This is a genomic window from Streptomyces sp. NPDC127084 (assembly GCF_042724175.1).
Classification (GTDB): Bacteria; Actinomycetota; Actinomycetes; order Streptomycetales; family Streptomycetaceae; genus Streptomyces.
The window spans coordinates 1-19,712 of record NZ_JBHXFA010000015.1 but is presented as its reverse complement, the minus strand read 5'-3'; the positions used below and the strand labels follow the sequence as shown (position 1 = coordinate 19,712).

The 19,712-nt window shown below is 70.9% G+C and carries 19 protein-coding genes and 2 pseudogenes; 11 read left to right on the top strand and 10 right to left on the bottom strand.

Features of this window, described 5'->3' with window-relative positions; all coding sequences use genetic code 11:
* The 3 genes and pseudogenes from ACFWI9_RS05920 to ACFWI9_RS05910 all read left to right on the top strand — a co-directional run.
* A pseudogene (locus ACFWI9_RS05920) lies at positions 1-546 on the top strand (succinate dehydrogenase/fumarate reductase flavoprotein subunit); the annotation flags it as partial.
* Positions 546-1,310 carry a succinate dehydrogenase iron-sulfur subunit gene (locus ACFWI9_RS05915; protein ID WP_387159278.1) on the top strand — a complete coding sequence of 255 codons (765 nt, stop codon included), beginning with the start codon at positions 546-548 and terminating at the stop codon, positions 1,308-1,310. The pseudogene ACFWI9_RS05920 and the gene ACFWI9_RS05915, both read left to right, overlap by 1 nt.
* Positions 1,311-1,452: 142 nt before the next feature.
* Complete coding sequence (locus ACFWI9_RS05910; protein ID WP_387159322.1) at positions 1,453-1,974, top strand: hypothetical protein; 522 nt, start codon at positions 1,453-1,455, stop codon at positions 1,972-1,974.
* A gap of 10 nt (positions 1,975-1,984) precedes the next feature.
* On the opposite strand, the gene ACFWI9_RS05905 is transcribed toward ACFWI9_RS05910, so the two are convergent.
* Positions 1,985-2,569 carry a MarR family winged helix-turn-helix transcriptional regulator gene (locus tag ACFWI9_RS05905; protein WP_387159277.1) on the bottom strand — a complete coding sequence of 195 codons (585 nt, stop codon included), beginning with the start codon at positions 2,567-2,569 and terminating at the stop codon, positions 1,985-1,987.
* Positions 2,570-2,645: 76 nt separating this feature from the next.
* Here ACFWI9_RS05905 and ACFWI9_RS05900 point away from each other — a divergent pair, with 76 nt between their 5' ends.
* Positions 2,646-3,953 (top strand): MFS transporter, encoded by a 1,308-nt coding sequence (locus tag ACFWI9_RS05900; RefSeq protein WP_387159276.1) that lies wholly within the window; start codon positions 2,646-2,648, stop codon positions 3,951-3,953.
* On the opposite strand, the pseudogene ACFWI9_RS05895 reads toward ACFWI9_RS05900, so the two are convergent.
* Together ACFWI9_RS05895 and ACFWI9_RS05890 are read right to left on the bottom strand one after the other, a co-directional pair.
* Positions 3,890-4,335 (bottom strand): annotated as a pseudogene (locus ACFWI9_RS05895) (Lrp/AsnC family transcriptional regulator). The gene ACFWI9_RS05900 and the pseudogene ACFWI9_RS05895 sit on opposite strands and share 64 nt — an antisense overlap.
* Before the next feature lie 242 nt (positions 4,336-4,577).
* On the bottom strand, positions 4,578-5,393 hold the full coding sequence (locus tag ACFWI9_RS05890) for an alpha/beta fold hydrolase (RefSeq protein ID WP_387159275.1): 816 nt from the start codon (positions 5,391-5,393) through the stop codon (positions 4,578-4,580).
* Between the two features lie 188 nt (positions 5,394-5,581).
* Between ACFWI9_RS05890 and ACFWI9_RS05885 the strand changes: the two genes are divergently transcribed.
* From ACFWI9_RS05885 to ACFWI9_RS05870, 4 genes are read left to right on the top strand one after another with little or no spacing between them, the layout of a single operon-like run.
* On the top strand, positions 5,582-6,022 hold the full coding sequence (locus ACFWI9_RS05885) for a hypothetical protein (protein ID WP_387159274.1): 441 nt from the start codon (positions 5,582-5,584) through the stop codon (positions 6,020-6,022).
* A gap of 8 nt (positions 6,023-6,030) precedes the next feature.
* A complete protein-coding gene (locus ACFWI9_RS05880) occupies positions 6,031-6,435 on the top strand; it encodes a thiol-disulfide oxidoreductase DCC family protein (protein WP_387159321.1) in 405 nt (134 codons plus the stop codon).
* An 11-nt stretch (positions 6,436-6,446) separates the two neighbouring features.
* Complete coding sequence (locus ACFWI9_RS05875; RefSeq protein ID WP_387159273.1) at positions 6,447-7,232, top strand: TetR family transcriptional regulator; 786 nt, start codon at positions 6,447-6,449, stop codon at positions 7,230-7,232.
* Between the two features lie 45 nt (positions 7,233-7,277).
* A complete protein-coding gene (locus ACFWI9_RS05870; protein WP_387159272.1) occupies positions 7,278-8,240 on the top strand; it encodes an alpha/beta fold hydrolase in 963 nt (320 codons plus the stop codon).
* A 13-nt stretch (positions 8,241-8,253) separates the two neighbouring features.
* Here the strand turns inward: ACFWI9_RS05870 and ACFWI9_RS05865 are convergent, their stop codons facing one another.
* From ACFWI9_RS05865 to ACFWI9_RS05855, 3 genes are all read right to left on the bottom strand, one after another.
* Positions 8,254-8,916, bottom strand: coding sequence for a TMEM175 family protein (locus ACFWI9_RS05865; RefSeq protein ID WP_387159271.1), 663 nt, complete (start codon positions 8,914-8,916; stop codon positions 8,254-8,256).
* Positions 8,917-9,196: 280 nt separating this feature from the next.
* Positions 9,197-10,534, bottom strand: a complete 1,338-nt coding sequence (locus ACFWI9_RS05860) for a metallophosphoesterase (RefSeq protein WP_387159270.1) — start codon at positions 10,532-10,534, stop codon at positions 9,197-9,199.
* A 14-nt stretch (positions 10,535-10,548) separates the two neighbouring features.
* The gene (locus tag ACFWI9_RS05855; protein ID WP_387159269.1) at positions 10,549-10,821 is read right to left on the bottom strand and encodes an SCO4848 family membrane protein; all 273 of its coding nucleotides are present in this window, start codon (positions 10,819-10,821) and stop codon (positions 10,549-10,551) included.
* A 103-nt stretch (positions 10,822-10,924) separates the two neighbouring features.
* On the opposite strand from ACFWI9_RS05855, the gene ACFWI9_RS05850 reads away from it, so the two are divergent.
* Complete coding sequence (locus ACFWI9_RS05850; RefSeq protein WP_387159268.1) at positions 10,925-12,283, top strand: D-alanyl-D-alanine carboxypeptidase family protein; 1,359 nt, start codon at positions 10,925-10,927, stop codon at positions 12,281-12,283.
* Here the strand turns inward: ACFWI9_RS05850 and ACFWI9_RS05845 are convergent.
* The 3 genes from ACFWI9_RS05845 to ACFWI9_RS05835 all read right to left on the bottom strand — a co-directional run bounded on the left by ACFWI9_RS05845 (position 12,231) and on the right by ACFWI9_RS05835 (position 14,840).
* Positions 12,231-13,169, bottom strand: a complete 939-nt coding sequence (locus ACFWI9_RS05845) for a YihY/virulence factor BrkB family protein (protein ID WP_387159320.1) — start codon at positions 13,167-13,169, stop codon at positions 12,231-12,233. The genes ACFWI9_RS05850 and ACFWI9_RS05845 overlap by 53 nt on opposite strands.
* A gap of 80 nt (positions 13,170-13,249) precedes the next feature.
* Positions 13,250-14,230, bottom strand: coding sequence for a decaprenyl-phosphate phosphoribosyltransferase (locus ACFWI9_RS05840; RefSeq protein ID WP_387159267.1), 981 nt, complete (start codon positions 14,228-14,230; stop codon positions 13,250-13,252).
* Positions 14,223-14,840 (bottom strand): phosphatase PAP2 family protein, encoded by a 618-nt coding sequence (locus ACFWI9_RS05835; protein ID WP_387159266.1) that lies wholly within the window; start codon positions 14,838-14,840, stop codon positions 14,223-14,225. Before ACFWI9_RS05835 ends, ACFWI9_RS05840 begins: the two co-directional genes overlap by 8 nt.
* A 151-nt stretch (positions 14,841-14,991) precedes the next feature.
* On the opposite strand from ACFWI9_RS05835, the gene ACFWI9_RS05830 reads away from it, so the two are divergent.
* Together ACFWI9_RS05830 and ACFWI9_RS05825 are read left to right on the top strand one after the other, a co-directional pair.
* Positions 14,992-16,413: an FAD-binding protein gene (locus tag ACFWI9_RS05830; RefSeq protein ID WP_387159265.1), complete on the top strand. Its 1,422-nt coding sequence runs from the start codon at positions 14,992-14,994 to the stop codon at positions 16,411-16,413.
* A 34-nt stretch (positions 16,414-16,447) separates the two neighbouring features.
* Positions 16,448-17,203, top strand: coding sequence for a decaprenylphospho-beta-D-erythro-pentofuranosid-2-ulose 2-reductase (locus ACFWI9_RS05825; protein WP_387159264.1), 756 nt, complete (start codon positions 16,448-16,450; stop codon positions 17,201-17,203).
* Between the two features lie 832 nt (positions 17,204-18,035).
* Here the strand turns inward: ACFWI9_RS05825 and ACFWI9_RS05820 are convergent.
* Entirely contained in the window at positions 18,036-19,292 is a 1,257-nt protein-coding gene (locus ACFWI9_RS05820; protein ID WP_387159263.1) for a beta-propeller fold lactonase family protein, read from the bottom strand.
* Positions 19,293-19,712 lie beyond the last annotated feature (420 nt).

Here is a 19,712-nt window from a genome sequence, read left to right as displayed (position 1 = left end):
AACTTATGCGGGCGCCGCGCGGGTACCGCCCCCGCCGTGTACTCGGCGACGGCGGACTACGTGGAGCTTCCGGAGAACCCCGCCTCCCTCGTGGAGGCGATGGTCGAGGGGCTGCGCGCCTCCACCGGCACCGAGCGGGTCGCCCAGATCCGCAAGGAGCTCCAGGAGACGATGGACGCCAACGTGATGGTGTTCCGTACCGAGCAGACCATCAAGACGGCCGTCGAGAAGATCGCCGAGCTGCGCGAGCGCTACAAGAACGTGTCCATCCAGGACAAGGGCAAGCGCTTCAACACGGACCTGCTGGAGGCCATCGAGCTGGGCAACCTGCTCGACCTGGCCGAGGTCATGGCCGTCTCGGCGCTGGCTCGCAAGGAGTCCCGCGGCGGTCACTACCGCGAGGACTTCCCGAACCGCGACGACGTCAACTTCATGCGCCACACCATGGCGTACCGCGAGGTCGGCGCCGACGGCTCCGAGACCGTGCGTCTCGACTACAAGCCCGTCGTCCAGACCCGCTACCAGCCGATGGAGCGTAAGTACTGATGGCAACCCCCGTACTCGAGAAGTCGGACGCGATCCCGGCCAGCCCCGCGTCCCCGTACATCACGGTCACGTTCCGGATCCGCCGCTTCAACCCCGAGGTCTCGGCCGAGGCGGAGTGGCAGGACTTCCAGATCGAGATCGACCCCAAGGAGCGGGTGCTCGACGGCCTCCACAAGATCAAGTGGGACGTCGATGGCACGCTGACCTTCCGGCGCTCCTGCGCGCACGGCATCTGCGGCTCCGACGCGATGCGGATCAACGGCAAGAACAGGCTCGCCTGCAAGACGCTGATCAAGGACATCAACCCGGAGAAGCCCATCACGATCGAGGCCATCAAGGGCCTCACGGTCCTCAAGGACCTGGTCGTGGACATGGAGCCGTTCTTCCAGGCGTACCGGGACGTCATGCCGTTCCTGGTCACCACCGGCAACGAGCCGACGCGTGAGCGCCTGCAGTCCGCCGAGGACCGCGAGCGCTTCGACGACACCACCAAGTGCATCCTGTGCGCGGCGTGCACGTCGTCCTGCCCGGTCTTCTGGAACGACGGGCAGTACTTCGGCCCGGCCGCGATCGTCAACGCGCACCGTTTCATCTTCGACTCGCGTGACGAGGCCGGGGAGCAGCGCCTGGAGATCCTCAACGACCGCGACGGTGTGTGGCGCTGCCGTACGACCTTCAACTGCACGGACGCCTGCCCGCGTGGCATCGAGGTCACCAAGGCGATCCAGGAGGTCAAGCGGGCGCTGATCACGCGCCGCTTCTGAGCCGGCGATCGCACCAGCGCCCGGGAGCACCTGGGGGCAGGGCAGCGCTCAAGGGCCCGTTTCTGTACGCTCACCGTACGGGAACGGGCCCTTTGCCATTGCCGTTTGCCATTGATCGATGTTGCGTGAGAGCGGGGAGCAGATGAGCGCGCCGAACCCCTACCAGGAAAACGGCGACTACCAGTGGGGACCATCGCAGCCTCCGGGCACACCCGAGTACGCCGGCCCCGCATACGGCTACCCCCACACCGAGCCCGGCTACGGCTATCCGCACACGCTGCCCGCGGTTCCGGGCGCTCCGGGGGCTCAGGGTGCGCCGGGGATGCCGCTGCTGTCGCTCGGGGACATCACGGTGCTCCAGGACTCGATCATCACCCCGGTGGGCACGCTCCCCCTCAAGGGCGCGGTGTGGAACGTCACCGACATGTCCCGCACCGAGGAGAAGATCCCCACGGCGGGGATCGTGCTGGCGGTGATCTTCGCGATCTTCTGCCTGCTGGGCCTGTTCTTCCTGCTGATGAAGGAGAAGGTGACCACGGGCTTCATCCAGGTGAGCGTGAGCAGCGGTGGCCGCCACCACACCACGATGATCCCCGCGGCGGGCCCGCAGACCATCCAGTGGGTCATGGGGCAGGTCAACTACGCCCGCGCGCTGAGCGTCTGAGCCTTACCCGCTAGGGAGCGTCCCAGGCGGCACCACCGCGTTCCTCCGCGACGACCATGATGCGGCGCAGCATGTCGTTGAGGAGTGCGCGTTCGTCCTTGCCGAGCACGCCGAGCAGGCGTTCCTCCTCGTGACCGAGGACGTCCATGGCTCCCAGCCAGGTCGCCTTGCCCTCGGGTGTGAGCTCCACGACGACCCGTCGCCGGTCGGTGGTGGACGGTGTGCGGCGGATGAAGCCGCGGCGTTCCAGGGCGCCGAGGCGACCGGTGACGGACGCGGGGGCCAGGTCGAGGTCGGCGGCGAGGTCGGAGGGTGTTGCGGTGCCGCCGCGGCCGGCGAGTTTGTGCAGGGTGTCGAACTCATGGCGTTCCAGGTCGAAGTCGGCGAGCGACTTCTCGCGGACCCTGCGGAAGTGGACGGAGAGCTTCTTCATGCGGGTGACCGCGCCCTCGATGTCCGGGTCGAGCGCGGGGAGCACGGGCAGCCAGCGCGCCACGTGGTCATCGGTCCAGTCGCGGGGCCCGGCGGCAGCCGCGCGCACGGCCCCGGACTCCGGCGCGGACTCGGGCGCGGGCGCAGACTCAGGCTCGTCCATGCGGTGATCGTACGCTCCGGCCGCCCTATCAATATTTCGTTGCCAAATTATTTGGAACCGAAATACATTGACGATCATGCCACCACATCCGCACACCCCGCACCCCTTGCGGTCCCGCTCCTTCCGGCTGCTGTTCGCCGGGCGGACGCTCTCCCAGCTCGGCGACGCGGTCGTCCCGGTCGCTCTCGCACTCGCCGTACTCCAGGCCACCGGCTCCACCGCCGCGCTCGCGCTGGTGCTGACCTGCGCGATGGTGCCGAGCCTGCTCCTGCTGCCGCTCGGCGGCGTACTGGGCGACCGGTTCGACGCCCGAAGGATCGCCCTGACCACCGACCTCGTACGCTGCGCCACACAGCTGCTCGTCGGTGCCCAACTGCTGAGTGATGAACCCCGGCTGTGGGTGATCGCCATTGCCGAGGTGATCGGCGGCGCCGCCTCCGCGTTCGCCATGCCGACGGTCTCACCACTGGTCGCGGGCACGGTGAAGGACGGTCAGCTCCAGCGCGCCAACGCCGCGATGGGGGCCGCACGGAGCGCCGCCAGGCTGAGCGGACCGGCCTTGGGCGGACTGCTCGTGCTCACCTGGGGCCCCGGCTGGGCCTTCGTACTCGACGGGGCGAGCTTCGCGTTGAGCGCCGCACTGCTGGCCGCCGTACGGGTGCGCCATGTCCCTGTACCTCGGCGGTCACTGCTCGCCGACCTCCGCGAGGGCTGGGGCGAGATGCGCAGCCGCGACTGGTACTGGTCCAGCCTGATCGCCCACTCGGCGTGGAACGGGGCGGCGGCGGTACTGATGACCCTCGGTCCCGCGATCGCCGTGAACGAGCAGGGCGGTGAGGGCGTTTGGGTCGCCATGCTCCAGACCGGGGCCGTCGGTCTGCTGCTCGGCTCACTGCTCGCCGGCCGCGCCCGGCCGCGCCGGCCGGTGCTGGCGGCGAATCTGGGGCTCGCCACCTACGCCTTGCCGCTGCTGCTGATGGCCGCTTCCGCACCGTGGCCCCTGACCATCGCCGCGTACGGGATCGCCCAGGCCGGCCTCGGCTTCCTGTCCCCCGTGTGGGAGACCACGGTCCAGCGGGCCATCCCGGCGCACGCACTCGCCCGCGTCACCTCGTACGACTGGCTGCTGTCACTGGCCGCGATGCCGCTGGGCTACGCGCTGGCACCGGTCGCGGCGGACGCGTGGGGCGCGCAGGTCCCGCTCACCGTCGCCGCGCTGACCGTCACGGTGGCGTGCCTGGCGACGGCGGCGGCACCCGGCGTACGGCGGCTGGGCACGGAACAGCCGACGGGCGGCGGCACGGGCGGCGGGAGCGGCACCTACAGCGCGGCCGGGGACGGGCAGCCGCGCTCGAAGAAGGTCTCCAGCGAGACGGTGGCCTGAGTTCCACTCACCCCGTCGATGGCGTACAGGCGCCTGAGCACGTCCTGGAGTTGCTCGGTCGTTCCGGTGCGCACCTTCACCAGGACCGCCGCGCTGCCCGCGGTGATGCGCGCCTCCTCGTTCTCCGGTATCGCGGCGAAGGCTCCCGCCGATTCGCCCATCCACGTCGAGGAGTCGACCATCACGATGGCCAGCACCCCGAGACCGAGCGCCCTGGGATCCGCGTCCACCGTCGTACGCGGATGACTCCGCGCTCGCGCAGCTTGCGGACGCGCTCATGGGCGGCACCGGCCGAGAGGCCGACCGCTTTGCCGAGGGCGGCGTACGCCTGCCCGGCGTCCTGCCGCAACAGGGTCAGCAGGGAGCGGTCGATGGCGTCCAGGCACCGCGACGGACTCGCTGTACTCACTGGTGGTGTCGGTTACGGGGACGAACCGGCTGCCGCGTAGGGCGATCTGACGCTCCATGGTGTTCCCTGGCGTCCAGGACCGGCACCGGGCGTGCAGGGGATTCAGGGCGGGCCGACGGGAGCGCCTGGAACACGACGGGCCGGCCGCGGGGTACGCGCCCGCGGCCGGGGGCGAGGTCGTCGCCTGGCCCCCGGCGTGGTGGCGCACCGATGGGTCAGCGGCTGGACAGTCCGCTGAGGAAGCCGGTGAGCAGTGCGGTGACCTCGTCGGGTCGCTCGAGTGAGGGGAGGTGACCGGCCCAGGGCAGCTCGACGCGGTCCGCTCCGGGGATGCCGTCGGCGAGCAGGGCGCCCATGGTGCGGAAGTCGTCCACGTCGTGGGCTGCCGTGACGACGAGGGTGCGGGCCTGGATGGCGGCGAGGTCGAAGGGCGGCTCGGGTGCGGCCTCCGCCGTCTCGACCGGCTCCTCAGCCGTTGCCGCCTCGGCCGCTGCCTGGGCCGCGTAGTAGGCGGCGAGCTGGACCTCGAACGCGTGCCGCTGCATGGCGCGTACGCGTTCACGCACCGGCTCGTCCGCCTCGGGGCCAAGCCATGTGGACACATTGAGCTCGACGGCGCCGTCGAGGTCGTCCGCCTCCAGCAAGGCGTTCTCGCGCCCCCCGAAATCCCTGAGCGCCGGACCGGGTTCGTAGCCGGGAAGCCCCGCGCAGAGCAGCACCAGTGCGTTCACCCGCTCGGGATGCCGGGCGGCGAACTCCACGGCGACCTGACCGCCATGGGACGCCCCGATCAGAGTGGCGCGCTTGATGCCGAGGTCATCCAGCAGGGCCAGTACGTCATCCGAGTCCTCGTACGGCCGCGCCTCCTCGGCCGGGGTCTCGCCGAAGCCCCGGAAGTCGCAGCGCACCACCTGGTGTCCGGATTCGGCCAGCACCTTCCATTGGGCGTCCCACATCCGCCGGTCGCAGACGGATGAATGGAGGAGCACCACTGCGGGGCCGTGCCCCGTCACATCATGCATAAGAGTCATCGGACGCGATTCAACCGCAACTCACGACGCACCGCACCCACGTATACCGCGCCCCGCATCACGCCCGGATCCGGCACCTCTCGCGCTCCGGGAAGCGGAACGGTCGCGGGCTCGACTTGAACACGTTCAAGAACAGGTCTACAGTCCATGACAACAGCCTTTTGAACACGTTCAAGGGAGGGTGGGGAATGGACCTCACTGTGCTCGCGTATGCCGTCTACCTGCTGATCAGCGTGGCGCTCACCGTCTGGGTGGCGCGCACGCTCAGCCGAAACGGACGCATATTCCTCGCCGATGTGCTGAAGGGGAACGAGAAGCTCGCCGACGCCGTCAACCACCTGCTGGTGGTGGGCTTCTACCTGGTCAACCTCGGCTTTGTCGCGCTCTACCTGAACCAGGACACCGCCGTCACCACCGCCCGCGGGGTCTTCGAGGCACTCTCGGTCAAGCTCGGCGTCGTACTGCTGGTCCTCGGGGTGATGCACCTGGGCAACGTCTACGTCCTCAACAAGATCCGCCGTCGCGGAATGATGGAGCGTGAGCAGACACCGCCCGTCCCGCCGCAGGGCTGGACCGGCACGGACGGCAAGGGCCCCTGGGCCGCACCCGCACCCGCCACGGGCGCGTGACGGGCCTCATGGGCGGCGTACCGGTGAAGCGGCTGACGGTTCTCTACGACGCGCGGTGCTCGCTCTGCGTACATCTGCGTCACTGGCTGATGCGGCAGCGGCAACTGGTCCCGCTGGACCTGGTGCCCGCCGCATCGGACGAAGCCAGACGCCGCTTCCCCGGCCTCGACCACGGGAGCACCCTGCGGGAGATCACTGTGGTCGGCGACCGCGGCCAGGTGTACCGGTCGACCGCGGCGTGGATCGTCTGCCTCTGGGCCCTGGCCGAGTACCGGCCCAAGGCCCACTGGCTGGCGACCCCGGCGGGCGCGCCCTTCGCCAAGGTCACCGTGCTGGCCGCCGCGAAATACCGGGAGGCCACCGCGCCTTCCTGCGCGGACGGGCAGTGCGAGGTCCCGGGCCGGCCCGGTTAGGCTCGGACACCGTGACCGACGCGAAGGCCCCCCACAACCCACCCGCCCCCCGGGGCGAGCACGAAAAGCCGCACGGCGAGCAGCGCCCCGGCAAGCGGCCCGCCGCGAAGCCGGCCAAGAGTGAGCAGACCCGGACGCTCATCCTTGAGACCGCCATGCGGCTCTTCCAGGAGCGTGGATACGAGAAGACCACCATGCGGGCCATCGCCAAAGAAGCCGGTGTGTCAGTCGGTAACGCCTACTACTACTTCGACTCGAAGGCGTCCCTGATCACCGGCTTCTACGACCGGATGACCCGTGAGCACGCCATCGTGACCGGGCAGCGCCTCCGGGGCGTGGACGACTTCGAGGAGCGCCTCCAGGTCGCGGTGGCGGCCTGGGTGGACTGCGCGCGCCCGTACCACGAGTTCGCGGCCCAGTTCTTCAGCACGGCTGCCGACCCGGAGAGCCCGCTGAGCCCCTTCTCGGACGAGTCCCACCCGGCTCGCGCACAGGCGGTACAGATCTTCCGGGACGTGCTGGGCGGCTCGAAGGTGGGCGCGAAGCTGGACGCGGAGTTGAGCGACCTGCTGCCGGATCTCCTGTGGCTCTACCTCATGGGTGTGGTGCTGTACTGGGTGTTCGACCGGAGCGAGGACACCGAGCGCACCCGGGCCTTCGTCCACAGGTGCACCCCGCTGGTGGCCCGCGCGGTCCGGCTGTCCCGTTTCAAGATCGTCCGTCCGCTGGTGCGTGACGCCGTGGATCTGATGCAGGAGTTCGTGGTGCCGAAGGTGCGCAGCGGCGTGGCCAAGTAGCCGAACAGGGGAAGAAGCCGGTCAGGCGGCGTACGCTCGGGGCCCATGGCTGAGCATCGGATGATCGACGTGAACGGGATCCGGCTGCACATCGCCGAGCAGGGCGAAGGCCCGCTGGTGGTGCTCCTGCACGGCTTCCCCGAATCATGGCACTCGTGGCGCCACCAGTTCGCCCCGCTGGCGGAGGCGGGCTTCCGGGTGGTCGCCCCGGACCAGCGGGGGTACGGGCGCAGCGATCATCCCGCCGACGTCGGCGCGTACAGCATCTTCCACCTGGTCGGTGACGTCGTCGGGCTGATCCAGGCCCTGGGTGAGCGGCAGGCATACGTCGTCGGGCACGACTGGGGAGCCCCGGTCGCCTGGCACACCGCCCTGCTGCGCCCGGACATGGTGCTCGGTGTGGCCGGCCTGAGCGTGCCCCCGGCGTTCCGAGGTCCGGTGCCACCACTGGCCGCCTTGAGGGAGATGTTCGACGGCCGGTTCTACTGGAACTACTTCGAACGCCCCGGCGCCGCGGACGCCGAGTTCGCGAGGGACCCGCGCACCACGCTGCGCAAGTTCTTCTACTCGGCTTCCGGCGACAACCCCTTCGTCAGCAAGCCGCCGCTGGTCGACCTCGAACGGGGCTGGCTCGCCGACATGGCCGACCCCGAGGTGCTGCCGCCCTGGTTCACCGAGGACGATCTCGACGCGCTCACCGAGAGTTTCTCCCAGGGCTTCACCGGCGCCCTCAACTGGTACCGCAACCTCGACCGCAACTGGGAGCTGACCGCCCCCTGGCAGGGCGCCCTCGTCACCAGGCCCGCCCTCTACGTCTACGGCGACCGCGACCCCGTACCGGCGTTCCCCGGAATGCCCGAATTCATCGAGCGTCTTCCCGCACTCATGCCGAACCTGCACCGCAAGCCCCTCAAGCTCGCCGGGTGCGGCCACTGGACCCAGCAGGAACGCCCGGCCGAGGTGAGTGAGGCGCTGCTCGATTTCCTCCGGGCGTGCTCCGGCTCCTGAGGCGCCCTGCCTCTCAGGTCCGTTGGGCAGGTGTCCGGCCTCGCCACCGGATCGCGTGTTTGACCGGGAACGTCAGCAGCCACGTGTACAGAGCCACTTGCGGGGCGACGGTGAACGCGACTACCACGGACGCCGCGCAGACCAGGGCGACCGAGCCCTGCTCCGTGACGACGGTCCTGCCCAGCCGGGCGGGAATGGGCCGGGCCTGGAGGTGCGCGTGCCGCCAGACTCTGGTGAACAGCGCGAGGTGCAGCAGGCTGAGCAGGGCTACGGTGGCCGCGTATGCGGACACGGCGAGCGGCTCCTCGCTGCCGTACTCGGAGAGCAGCGAGGTGGGGAACGGCAGCAGTGCCGCCGCGCCGAGGCCGGCCAGGGTCAGCCGGACGGTGAAGGTGTCGACCCTCCGTACCCGGTGCAGGATCTGGCGCTGGTCGCGCCAGAAGGCGCCCAGTACGCCGAAACTGAGCGCGTAGGCGGCGAGCTTCGGCCATACCTCGCTCATCTCGTGCCGGAAGCCCGCCGTGTCCAGGCCCTCGGGCACCGAGATGTCCAGCACCAGGAGCGTCATGGCGATCGCGTAGATCCCGTCGGACAGCGCGACAAGCCGCGCCGGGCTCTCCACATACCTGGACCCGGCCCCGTCCGCTGTACTGTCCGTGCCGCTGCTCACGCCCATGCCCGCACGGTAGACCGCCGACCAGGACGGACACCGCGCTGGAACGTCCTGCTGGGCCCGTGTCCCGCAACCCGGCGGGTGGTGGTCCGAACGGCATTCCGGGAACGGCCGGACGCGCTGGTGTGCGACTACCGCCCGCGGCTCCGGCCCGCCGATCAGCTGCGCTTCCTCTGGATCGCCTCGCCGACGCGGCCAGGGACGAGCCGGTCGACCGGCGGCGCCTGTCGTCGAAGGCTACGACGTCGCCGTGTTCCCGAGGTAGCGCACCGGGAACGCCCCGTCAGGCCTGGCGGGAGGCCAGCTCCACGACGGTGATGTCGGACGGCGCGCCGACCCGCACGGGCGGGCCCCAGGCGCCCGCGCCGCGTGAGACGTAGAGCTGGGTGTCGCCGTAGCTTTCCAGGCCCGCGAGGGTCGGGTTGGCCGCGTCGGCGATGAGGTTGCCGGGCCAGAGCTGGCCGCCGTGGGTGTGGCCGGAGAGCTGGAGGTCCACACCGTGTCGTACGGCGTCGTGGATCACGACGGGCTGGTGGGCGAGCAGCACCGATGCGCGGGAGCGGTCGCGGTCCCCGAGCGCGCGGACGAAGTCGGGACCCTTGCCCTCGCTCTCGCCCGCCACGTCGTCCACGCCCGCGAGGTCGAACCCGGCGAGCTCGACGCGGGCGTTGCGCAGCGGGGTGAGACCGAGCTCACGGACATGGTCGACCCAGGCGTCGGCGCCGGAGAAGTACTCGTGGTTGCCGGTGACGAAGAAGGACCCGTGGCGCGCCCTGATCCGGGCCAGGGGCTCGGCGGCCCGGCCGAGGTCGGCCACAGTGCCGTCGACCAGGTCACCGACGACGGCGACGAGATCGGGCTGGGTGGCGTTGATCGTGTCCACGATCCGCTGGGTGTGGGCGCGGCCGAGTACCGGCCCGAGATGCACGTCGCTGACGACGGCGATCCGGTAGCCGTGCGCCCCGCGCGCCAGCTTGGCGAGCGGCACGGTGACCCTCTTCACGCGGGGCCCGCGCAGCACGCCGTACGTCCCGTAGCCGACGGTCCCGGCGGCGACCGCCGCTGCCGCGCCGCCCGCGACCCGGGCTACGAACAGCCGCCGTGTCACGTCCCCGGAGGCGGAACCGGAGGAGCCCGAAGCTGCGGGCGGGGTGGTCGTACCCGTAGCGGCGTCGAGAGGCTCCAGGGGCGCGGCGACCGGGGCTCCGGCGCTCTGGCCGACTGGCGCGACCGCCGCGACGGACGGAGCCTCGGCGGCTGTCGGCAGAACCACCTCACCGGCATCCGATGACCCCGCGTCAGCCCTGTGCTCCAGCCAGCGCCGCAGCAGCGGCCGTACGCCCTCGGCCACCACCAGGGCGAGCGTGAGGTAGAGCAGCACGGCGAGCCACAGAAAGCCCGGCCAGGCCAGCACCTGCTGAAGCCAGAACGGCGTACCCGTCCGTTCGGAGGTCAGCGCCCCCACGGAGAGCAGCGGCAGCAGCACCACGGCCACAGTACCGGTGTGACGTACGGCACTTCCCGGCACGGTCGTGTCGCGGACCAGCCGCCGCCAGACGTACCAGTGCACGCCTCCGAGCAGGGCGAGGACCACGACGATCATCAGCAGAACCATCGGCATGACAGCGCTTCCCCTCACCCGTGGTTCTCGTGGGCCGCGTGGTCGTCGCGGCTGCGGCGCGAGGCGCGCAGGCCGCGCAACCCGATGACGCCGATCGCCGTCCCCAGGAGAAAGGACGCGATGGCGAGCAGCAGATGGACCCAGAAGTAGGCAGTCGGGTCACCCGCGGCGTCGAAGGCGAGCCCGCTGGCGTCCTGCCACAGGTTCTTGATGAAAGTGACCCAGATGACCCAGCTCCACACCCCGAACGCGAGCAGGAACCAGGAGACGGGGCGACTGAGCTTCATAGACCCAGTATCACCGCAGTCCGCCGTGCCGGGGCGGCGGGGTCCGGCTGATGGGCTGTCCCGGCGGAGCTCGCGGCGGGTCATCCGTCCGGTGTCAGATCCGATGGCAAGTCCATGTACTTTCTCGATCGTGTCTGCTTTGAAAAAGACCGCATTGACGGTCATTGCCGCCGCGTTGCTGCCTTCGATCACCGCCTCTCCCGCGCTCGCGGCCACCCCGGCGGCCAGTGCGGCGACCGGTGTCACCAAGGCGGACCCCAAGGCGCCGAACCCGCCCGCGCAGATGTCCACGGTCGGCGGTACGCGGCTCGGCCGGCCAGGCACCCAGGTCGACCTCGGCTCCGGCGCCCCGGTCCTGCCCAAGGACCTGTCCGCCCGATCCTGGATCGTCGCGGACGCGGAGAGCGGCGACGTGCTCGCGTCCCACAACGCGCACTGGCGGCTCGCCCCCGCCTCGACGCTGAAGATGCTGTTCGCGGACACCCTGCTGCCCAGGATGAACAAGGACGACGTGCACACGGTCACCCGCGACGAGTTGACGGGGGTCGGCGATGGCAGCAGCCTCGTCGGGGTCAAGGAGAACCAGTCCTACAGCGTCCACGACCTCTGGCTCGGTGTGTTCCTGCGTTCGGGCAACGACGCCGTCCATGTGCTGTCCGCGATGAACGGCGGGATCGACCGGACCGTGCGGGACATGCAGGACCACGCGGAGGAACTGCAGGCCCTGGACACCAATGTGGTCACTCCGGACGGCTACGACGAGACAGGCCAGGTGTCGAGCGCGTACGACCTGACCCTGTTCGCCCGCAGCGGCCTCCAGAAGAAGGACTTCCGCGAGTACTGCTCGACCGTACGTGCCCAGTTCCCCGGTGAGGAGAAGCCGGGGAAGCAGCGCCCGACCTTCGAGATCCAGAACACCAACAGGCTGCTCACCGGCGCCTCCGGCGTCAGCGCCTACCAGGGCATCGCTGGCGTCAAGAACGGCAACACCACCCACGCGGGCGCGACCTTCACCGGTGTGGCGGAGCGAAACGGCAGGGTGCTGCTCGTCACGGTGATGAACCCGTCGTCGAAGGAGAGCCAGGCCGTCTACCAGGAGACCGCCCGCCTGCTCGACTGGGGCTTCGCCGCCGCCGGAAAGGTGGAGCCGGTCGGCGAACTGGTCCCGCCCCGGTCCGCGGACACCGGCCCCTCGGGCGGTTCGCAGGCGTCCTCCGGCGGCGGCGACAGCGAAGGCAGCAGCACCGGCACCAGGGACGGGGACGCGGACGGAACCAAGGACAGCATGCAGAACGGCTCCGGCCCCGAGCACGCCTCCGCAGCGGCACACGAGGGCTCCAGCGGCGTCGGAGTCGCGCTGGCCGTCACCGGCGGTGTACTGGTGCTGCTGGCCGGCGGGGCGTTCCTGGTCAACCGGCGCTGGCCGCTGCCCGATCTGGTCCGCCGTCTCCCCCGCCGCTAGGACCAGTCCGAGCGGGTTCCCGGGCGGCGGCGGTGCTCGCGCTCCCGGTCGCCGTCCAGGACGCGCAGTACAGCAGCAGCTTCGCGGTGAAGTTCATCCACAGCAGCAGGGCCACCGGCACCCCGAAGGCCCCGTACATCGACTTCGACGCGACACCCGAGAGATAGCCGCTGAGCAGCAACTTGAGCAGTTCGAAGCCGACCGCGCCGAGCAGCGCCGCGACGATCAGCCTGCGGCGCGGCGGCTGTACCGAGGGCAGCAGGGTCAGGGCGTAGAGCAGCATGAGGAAGTCGGCGAGCACGGCGATGGCGAGGGCGCAGATCTGGAGCAGGATCCTGCCCGCCCCGGTGCGGTCGATCCCGAGCTGTTCGGCGCTCCAGCCGAGCGCGGTGGAGCCGAGAGCGGACGCGGCGAACGAGGCGAGGACGACTGCGCCGAAGCCGAGCAGCACGAGGGCGTCCTTGCCCTTGCGCACGACCGGGTTGCCCTCGTCGGTGTCGTCCAGCTCCCAGACCGCGCGCAGGCAGTCCCGCATCGACCCGATCCAGCTCACTCCGGTGAGCAGCAGCAGCGCACCGGCGATCAGCCCGATCGTTCCCGCGTTGGCGACCAGGCCCTCGATGTCGAGCTGGTCGGAGATACCCGGCACCTGGTCGGTGAGCCGCCGCTCCAGATCCTTCAGCTGACCGTCGCTGAGCAGCGCCGCCCCGACCGCCGCGGCCACGGTGATCAGCGGGAAGAGGGCCAGGAAGCTGATGAACGTGATCGCGGCGGCGAGCCGGGTCCAGTGCACCCGGTCGAGCCGCTCGTAGGTGCGCCAGGCGTGGGTCTTCATCAGGCGCTGTACGTGCGGTCCGATGACGGGAAGTCGGGTCAGCCAGTCCATGCCGTACGCCTGCCCTTCCGAGCGGGAACGATCCACACATCGAGCACGATCCACACCTCAGCGCGGTACGGACCCGGATGTCAGACGCCTGCCACGGCCATGCCGTACATCGCCAGCCACATCAGCCCGATGACGGCCAGCGGCCGGTCCCGCAGCACGACCTCCTCTGGGGCACCGGCCGCGCCCCGGTCGGCGAAGACCGCGTAGCGCAGCACGCCCAGGGTGAAGGCGATCATCGAGAGCTGGCGCCAGGGCAGCAGCGAACCGTTCGCGGCGGCGGCGTCCCCGGACTCCAGTGCCCAGAGGCAGTAGCCGAGTACGGCGGCACCGGCCGCGAGCTGCCAGACGAAGCGCAGATAGCCGGTGGTGTACGCGGTCAGCAGCGCCCGGGTCGCCCCGCCCGCGTCCGCCATCCGCACGGCCTCCGAATAGCGCTTGGCCGCGACCATGAACAGCGCGCCGAAGCCCGCGGTGATCAGGAACCAACGGGACAGCGGGATGGACAGCGCCACCCCGCCGACCATGGCGCGCATCAGGAACCCGGTGGTGACCACGGCCAGGTCCACGACGAGCACGTGTTTGAGCCGTACGCAGTAGGCGAGTTGCATGGCGATGTACGCGCTCAGCAGCGCCGCGGTGAGCGCGTCGCACAGCGTCACCGCGGCGCCGACGGTCCCGAGCGTGAGGAGCGCTCCTGTGGCGTAGGCGGCGGTCACGGGGACCTCGCCCGCGGCCACCGGGCGGCGGCACTTCACCGGGTGGGCGCGGTCGGCTTCGGCGTCACGGGCATCGTTGATCAGATAGACCGATGAGGCGGCGGCGGTGAAGAGCGCGAAGACCAGGGCCAGTTGGGCGGCGGTGTGCCAGGAGGCCAACTCACCGGCCGCCGCGGGGGCGGCGGCCACCAGGACGTTCTTGATCCACTGACGGGGGCGGGCGGTCCTGAGCAGTCCGGTGAGGATGCCGCCCTTGCGACGGTGGACAGGGGTGGGCGCGGTGGTGCCGGAGTGGTCCGGGCGCCGTTCCGGCTGGTCCAGGACGGCGGTGCTGGGCTCAGCCATGGCCGCCGCCCCTGCCGCCGCGGCCGCGTCCGCGTCCGCGTTCGGCGACGACTGGTGCGGCCCGCTGCCAGCCCGCACCCAGACGTGCCGTCAGCCCGCCGAGCAGCGCGCCCGCGGCCACATCGGTCGGATAGTGGACCCCGACGACCAGCCGGGACACGCACACCGCCGCGGCGAGCGGCGGCACAAGCCGTCCACTCGCCGGACGCAGGGCGCCGAAGGCCACGGTCGCCGCGGCTGCGGCGGTGGCGTGCGAGCTGGGGAACGAGTGCCGACTCAGCGTCCTCACCAGCGGTTCGAGACTGGACAGCCGTGGGCGCTGGCGGCGCACCACGCGTTTGACGCCCATGCTCGCCACGTGGGCCGCGCCGACCAGCGCGGTGCCTCGCAGCCAGCCCTGGCGGCGTTCCCGGTCCGCCGCCGCGCACACCAGGCCCGCCGCGAGCCATACCGCGCCGTGCTCGCCGCCGTGCGAGAAGGCGCGGGCCGCCGCGGCCACGCGTGGATCCCGGCCGCAGTCGCGCAGTGCCGTGAGCAGCCGGTGGTCGGCGTGCGTCCAGTGCGGCAAAGACGCCCAGTACGGCCGGTACGTCCAGTTGACGTGTCGCATACGGGCGACTCTTCTCAACCGAAGGCCGTCATTCACGGCACATCTTTAATGACACTCGTTTAATCACCCATTTCGGCGAGTCAGGCGAGTCAGCGGCACCCAGGGAAGAGATCAGGGCAAATTCGCTCATACAGGGCGCTAGCGTCCGGGTATGTCCGCTGACTGCTCCGCCGACTCCGGTACCGCCGCCGCTGCCGCTCGCCCGGCGAGACCCGTCACCGTGACCGGCTGGGGCCGCACCGCGCCGTCCGCCGCACGGCTGCTCATCCGCCCCCGTACCCACGAGGAAGCCGTGGCCGCGGTCCTCCGCTGCGGCGGACGCGGTTCCATCGCCCGGGGTCTGGGCCGGGCGTACGGTGACGCCGCGCAGAACGCTGGCGGGACCGTACTCGACATGACCGGTCTCGACCGGATCCGCGCCATCGACGCCGAGGCGGGCATCGTGGTGTGCGACGCGGGTGTCAGCCTGCAACAGCTGATGGAAGTGCTGCTACCGCTCGGCTGGTTCGTCCCGGTCACGCCGGGGACCCGCTATGTGACCGTCGGCGGGGCCATCGGCGCCGATATCCACGGCAAGAACCACCATGTCTCCGGCTCCTTCACCCGCCATGTGCGCTCGCTGGAACTGCTCACCGCCGACGGCGAGGTACACGTCGCCGTGCCCGGTACCGAGCTGTTCGACGCGACGACGGGCGGCATGGGCCTGACCGGCGTGATCCTCTCCGCTACGATCGGACTGCACCCCGTCGAGACCTCGCTGATGTGCGTCGACACGGAACGGACCCTGGATCTGGACGATCTGATGGCCCGGCTCACGGCGGGCGACGACCGCTATCGCTACTCGGTCGCCTGGATCGACCTGCTCGCCCGGGGCGGCTCGACCGGCCGTGCCGTCCTCACCCGCGGGGACCACGCCCCGCTCGAAGCCCTCCCCCCGCGCGCCCTGCGGCGACCCCTGGAGTTCCGCCCGCGACGGCTCCCGGCGGCCCCCGGATTCACCGGTCTCGCCCCGGATTTGGTACCGCGAGGACTCGTCGGGCGCAGGTCGGTGTCCTGCTTCAACGACTTCTGGTACCGCAAGGCGCCGCGCTCCCGCAGCGGCGAACTCCAGCCGGTCTCCGCGTTCTTCCATCCACTGGACGGCGTACCGCACTGGAACCGGGTCTACGGGCGCGGTGGGTTCGTGCAGTACCAGTTCGTGGTCGGGTTCGGTCAGGAGGAGGCGCTCCACCGGATCGTGCGGCGCATCGCACGGCACCGCTGTCCCTCGTTCCTCGCCGTGCTCAAGCGGTTCGGTGAAGCCGACCCGGGGTGGCTGTCGTTCCCGGTGCCCGGGTGGACGCTCGCGCTGGACGTCCCGGCCGGGCTGCCGGGCCTCGGCCCGCTGCTCGACGCGCTGGACGAGTACGTGGCGGACGCCGGTGGACGGGTGTACCTGGCGAAGGACTCCCGGCTGCGACCCGAGCTGCTGGCCGCGATGTACCCGGAGGTGGAGCGCTTCCGGGCGCTGCGCGCCGAGCTCGATCCGCGCGGGGTGTTCGTCTCTGACCTGTCCCGCCGCCTGTCCCTGTGACGTCCACCGCGATCGTTCGAAGAAGGAGCACTTCATGAAGGACGCCTTCGGCGCACCGCAGTCCCTGCTCGTCCTCGGCGGTACGTCCGAGATCGGACTGGCCACCGCCCGCCGGCTGGTGGCGCGGCGCACGCGTACGGTCTGGTTGGCCGGGCGGCCCTCCCCCGCCTTGGACGAGGCCGCCGACTCACTCCGGGCCCTGGGAGCGGATGTGCGCACCGTGCCGTTCGACGCCCTCGAACCCGCCCGGCACGAGGAGGTCCTCGGCAAGGTCTTCGCCGAAGGAGACATCGACATGGTGCTGCTGGCCTTCGGTGTGCTCGGCGACCAGGCACGGGACGAGGCCCAGCCGCTGTCGGCGGTGCGGGTCGCCCAGACCAACTACACCGGCGCGGTCTCGTCCGGTCTGGTCTGCGCGGCGGCCCTGCAGGTCCAGGGGCACGGCTCGCTGGTCGTGCTGTCCTCGGTGGCGGGCGAGCGGGCCCGGCGGGCCAACTTCATCTACGGGTCGTCCAAGGCGGGCCTGGACGCGTTCGCCCAGGGCCTCGGCGACGCGCTGCACGGGACCGGAGTGCAGGTGATGGTGGTCAGGCCCGGGTTCGTACGGTCCAGGATGACGGCCGGGCTGCCCGAGGCACCGCTGGCGACCACCCCGGAGACGGTCGCCCTGGCCATCGAGGCGGGGCTGCGGCGGCGCGCCGAGACCGTGTGGGTACCGGGTCGGCTGCGGGTGGTGATGTCGGCGCTGAGGCATGTGCCGCGCGCGGTGTTCCGGCGGCTGCCCGTCTGAGGGACCCGCGGGGCGCATCCGCCCCGTACGGCGAAGGGCTCCCGCCCCCGGGCTGTGCCCGGGGGCGGGAGACTCGTCACTCCGCGGTGGGTCAGGAAGTCAGGCCCCAGGGTCCCCCGCCGGGGGGACGGTGACCGTGGGGCCGATGACGATGAACGTGTCCCCCAGACCGGCGGGACCGGTGTCCCCGGTGGCCCCGGTCGGCCCGGTCGGCCCGGTCGCCCCGGTGTCACCGGTGGCCCCGGTCGCCCCGGTCGATCCGGTCGATCCGGTCGATCCGGTCGGTCCGGTGATCCCCGTCAGACCGGTCGATCCAGTCGCTCCGGTCGGGCCGGTGGCCCCTGTTCCGGTCGGGCCGGTGGGCCCGGTCGGACCCGTTGGTCCCGTCGGGCCAGTCGCTCCGGTCCCGCCGCCCTTTGGACCGTTCGGCTTGCACCTGTCGGCCCCGTTGGTCAGGCTCACGCCGTTCGGCCAGGGCGTGTTGTCGCACCTGTCCCTGTCGTCCCGGCCTTGCCCGGGACTCGCTGCACCGGCCGCAGCGGGGGGGTCGCCGGGCCCCTGCACGGCGGTGGCCACGGGCATCGCGGTTCCCATGAGGACGAGCGCGAGGGAGGCGATCGCGCCGCCGGTCTGCCATACGCCCCGACGGGGCAGGGGTCCCAGCGGTGTGGATGGCGGCGGTGTGTCGTGAGAGGTCATACCTGTCTCCTGTCATCAGGGAGCGGCCGTCAGGCCCTGTGCGGGCCCGGACGGTGGCACTGTCGCTAAGGCGTGGTCTCAGGGGCAGAGCGGCCGGTCGGGCCCTGTGCGGGCTCGGACGGCGGCACTGTCGCTAAGGCGTGGTCTCAGGGGCGCAGACCGCGTAAGGCGTGAAGGTGATGGGCTCGTCGTTCTCGTTGGTCAGGGACACCTGCCAGGCGTCGCCGACCGGCTTGCTGGTGAAGTCGCTCGGCGGGGGCCCGCTGATCTGGTGTCCGCCGCCGGTGATGACGCTGCCATCCGGGCACTCGGCGAGGGACGAGGCGGGGATGTCCCCGATCGCGACACCGAACGGGTTGCCGCCCACGCCGACGGTGGCTGTCACGGTGTTGGTCGTGGTGTCGATCACGGACACGTTGCCCGACAGGTAGTTGGTGACGTAGACGAACCCGCCGTCGGGGGTGACGGCCACTTGGACGGGGTTGTTGTTGACGGAAACAGTGGTGGTGACCGTCTCGGTGGCGGTGTCGATCACCGAGACGTTGCCCGGGTTCCCCAGGTCGGGAACGTAGGCCGTCGTACCGTCAGGGGTGAACGCCACATCGCGGGGGTCGGTGGTGGGAATCGGGATGTTGTTGGTGACCGTGTTGCTCGCGGTGGAGATCACCGTCACCTGGTCCGAGTCCTGGACGGCGACCCAGACCTCGGTTCCGTCCGGCGAGACCGCCAGACCGATCGGGGTGGTACCGACCGGGATGGTGGTGGTGACCGTGTTGGTGGCGATGTCGATCACCGCGACGCTGCCGCTGCCGGCGTTGCTGACATAGGCGGTGTCGCCGTCCGGCGTGATCGCCACGTCCACCAGGTTTCCGCCGACCGCGATGGTGGTGGTGACGGTGTTGGTGACGGTGTCGATCACCGCCACATCGCCCGAGGTCTCGTTGGCGACGTAGACCAGGGTGCCGTCCGGGGTGACCGCGAGACCGCCCGGCCCGCCGCCGACGCCGAGAACGGTGGCGACGACGACGTGAGTGAACGTGTCGATTACCGACACTGTGCCGTCGAGGAGGTTGCTGACATAGGCTCGGGTGCGGTCCGGGCTGAGGGCCACGCCTGTGGGGAAGTCGCCGACGTTGATGGTGTCGACGACGGTGTTGGTGGTGGTGTCGATCACCGATACGGTGTCCGAGCCCTGGTTGGCCACGAAGGCGTAGGTGCCGGACTGCGCCGCCGCGGGAGCGGCCAGGGCGAGCGGCGCCGCCAGCCCCGCGAGCACGGTCAGTGCTGCCGTCCAGGCCCTCAGGCGCAGCCACCACGAGCGCTTGCCGTCTGCTTCCCTTCCTCGGGCGGTTGCCCGATAAGGCACCCGCATCGCTGCGAAACCCGTCATGAAGACCTCCGGCGTCCACACCGCTGTGTGCGGCTCGTGTATCGGAAACCCGGCGTCTGGAGGTCCCGGAAGCAGGTCCCGGCGCGCCGGTTCGTCGTGCGACGCTAAGCACCCGCGAGGAGCGCTGAAACGTCCGACATCCCCGATGAGGCCGTACGAGCGACAACCCGCGCCTGGACACACGCCCATTCAGCGGAGGAGCGGCCTCGCTCGCCCGGTCTCCGCCATCCCGATCAGGTCACGACGACGGCCCCGGGGCGTGGGGGGTTGCGGGATCGCTCGGCGGGCCGGGGGCGCGCAATGCCCGGCTGGGCGGCGCCGCGGGGGGCGGTCCGGGGGGGGGGGGCGGGGGGGGGCGAGCGCGGGGGGGGGGGGTTTTTAAAAAACAACACACCCAACAATCAAACGAGACCACTCTGG

Bases quoted from the DNA above. Each gene is read 5' to 3' on its own strand.
- ACFWI9_RS05915 (WP_387159278.1), top strand. From the start codon at position 546: ATGGCAACCCCCGTACTCGAGAAGTCGGACGCGATCCCGGCCAGCCCC.
- ACFWI9_RS05910 (WP_387159322.1), top strand. From the start codon at position 1,453: ATGAGCGCGCCGAACCCCTACCAGGAAAACGGCGACTACCAGTGGGGA.
- ACFWI9_RS05905 (WP_387159277.1), bottom strand. From the start codon at position 2,569: ATGGACGAGCCTGAGTCTGCGCCCGCGCCCGAGTCCGCGCCGGAGTCC.
- ACFWI9_RS05900 (WP_387159276.1), top strand. From the start codon at position 2,646: ATGCCACCACATCCGCACACCCCGCACCCCTTGCGGTCCCGCTCCTTC.
- ACFWI9_RS05890 (WP_387159275.1), bottom strand. From the start codon at position 5,393: ATGACTCTTATGCATGATGTGACGGGGCACGGCCCCGCAGTGGTGCTC.
- ACFWI9_RS05885 (WP_387159274.1), top strand. From the start codon at position 5,582: ATGGACCTCACTGTGCTCGCGTATGCCGTCTACCTGCTGATCAGCGTG.
- ACFWI9_RS05880 (WP_387159321.1), top strand. From the start codon at position 6,031: ATGGGCGGCGTACCGGTGAAGCGGCTGACGGTTCTCTACGACGCGCGG.
- ACFWI9_RS05870 (WP_387159272.1), top strand. From the start codon at position 7,278: ATGGCTGAGCATCGGATGATCGACGTGAACGGGATCCGGCTGCACATC.
- ACFWI9_RS05865 (WP_387159271.1), bottom strand. From the start codon at position 8,916: ATGGGCGTGAGCAGCGGCACGGACAGTACAGCGGACGGGGCCGGGTCC.
- ACFWI9_RS05860 (WP_387159270.1), bottom strand. From the start codon at position 10,534: ATGCCGATGGTTCTGCTGATGATCGTCGTGGTCCTCGCCCTGCTCGGA.
- ACFWI9_RS05855 (WP_387159269.1), bottom strand. From the start codon at position 10,821: ATGAAGCTCAGTCGCCCCGTCTCCTGGTTCCTGCTCGCGTTCGGGGTG.
- ACFWI9_RS05850 (WP_387159268.1), top strand. From the start codon at position 10,925: ATGGCAAGTCCATGTACTTTCTCGATCGTGTCTGCTTTGAAAAAGACC.
- ACFWI9_RS05845 (WP_387159320.1), bottom strand. From the start codon at position 13,169: ATGGACTGGCTGACCCGACTTCCCGTCATCGGACCGCACGTACAGCGC.
- ACFWI9_RS05840 (WP_387159267.1), bottom strand. From the start codon at position 14,230: ATGGCTGAGCCCAGCACCGCCGTCCTGGACCAGCCGGAACGGCGCCCG.
- ACFWI9_RS05835 (WP_387159266.1), bottom strand. From the start codon at position 14,840: ATGCGACACGTCAACTGGACGTACCGGCCGTACTGGGCGTCTTTGCCG.
- ACFWI9_RS05830 (WP_387159265.1), top strand. From the start codon at position 14,992: ATGTCCGCTGACTGCTCCGCCGACTCCGGTACCGCCGCCGCTGCCGCT.
- ACFWI9_RS05825 (WP_387159264.1), top strand. From the start codon at position 16,448: ATGAAGGACGCCTTCGGCGCACCGCAGTCCCTGCTCGTCCTCGGCGGT.
- ACFWI9_RS05820 (WP_387159263.1), bottom strand. From the start codon at position 19,292: ATGACGGGTTTCGCAGCGATGCGGGTGCCTTATCGGGCAACCGCCCGA.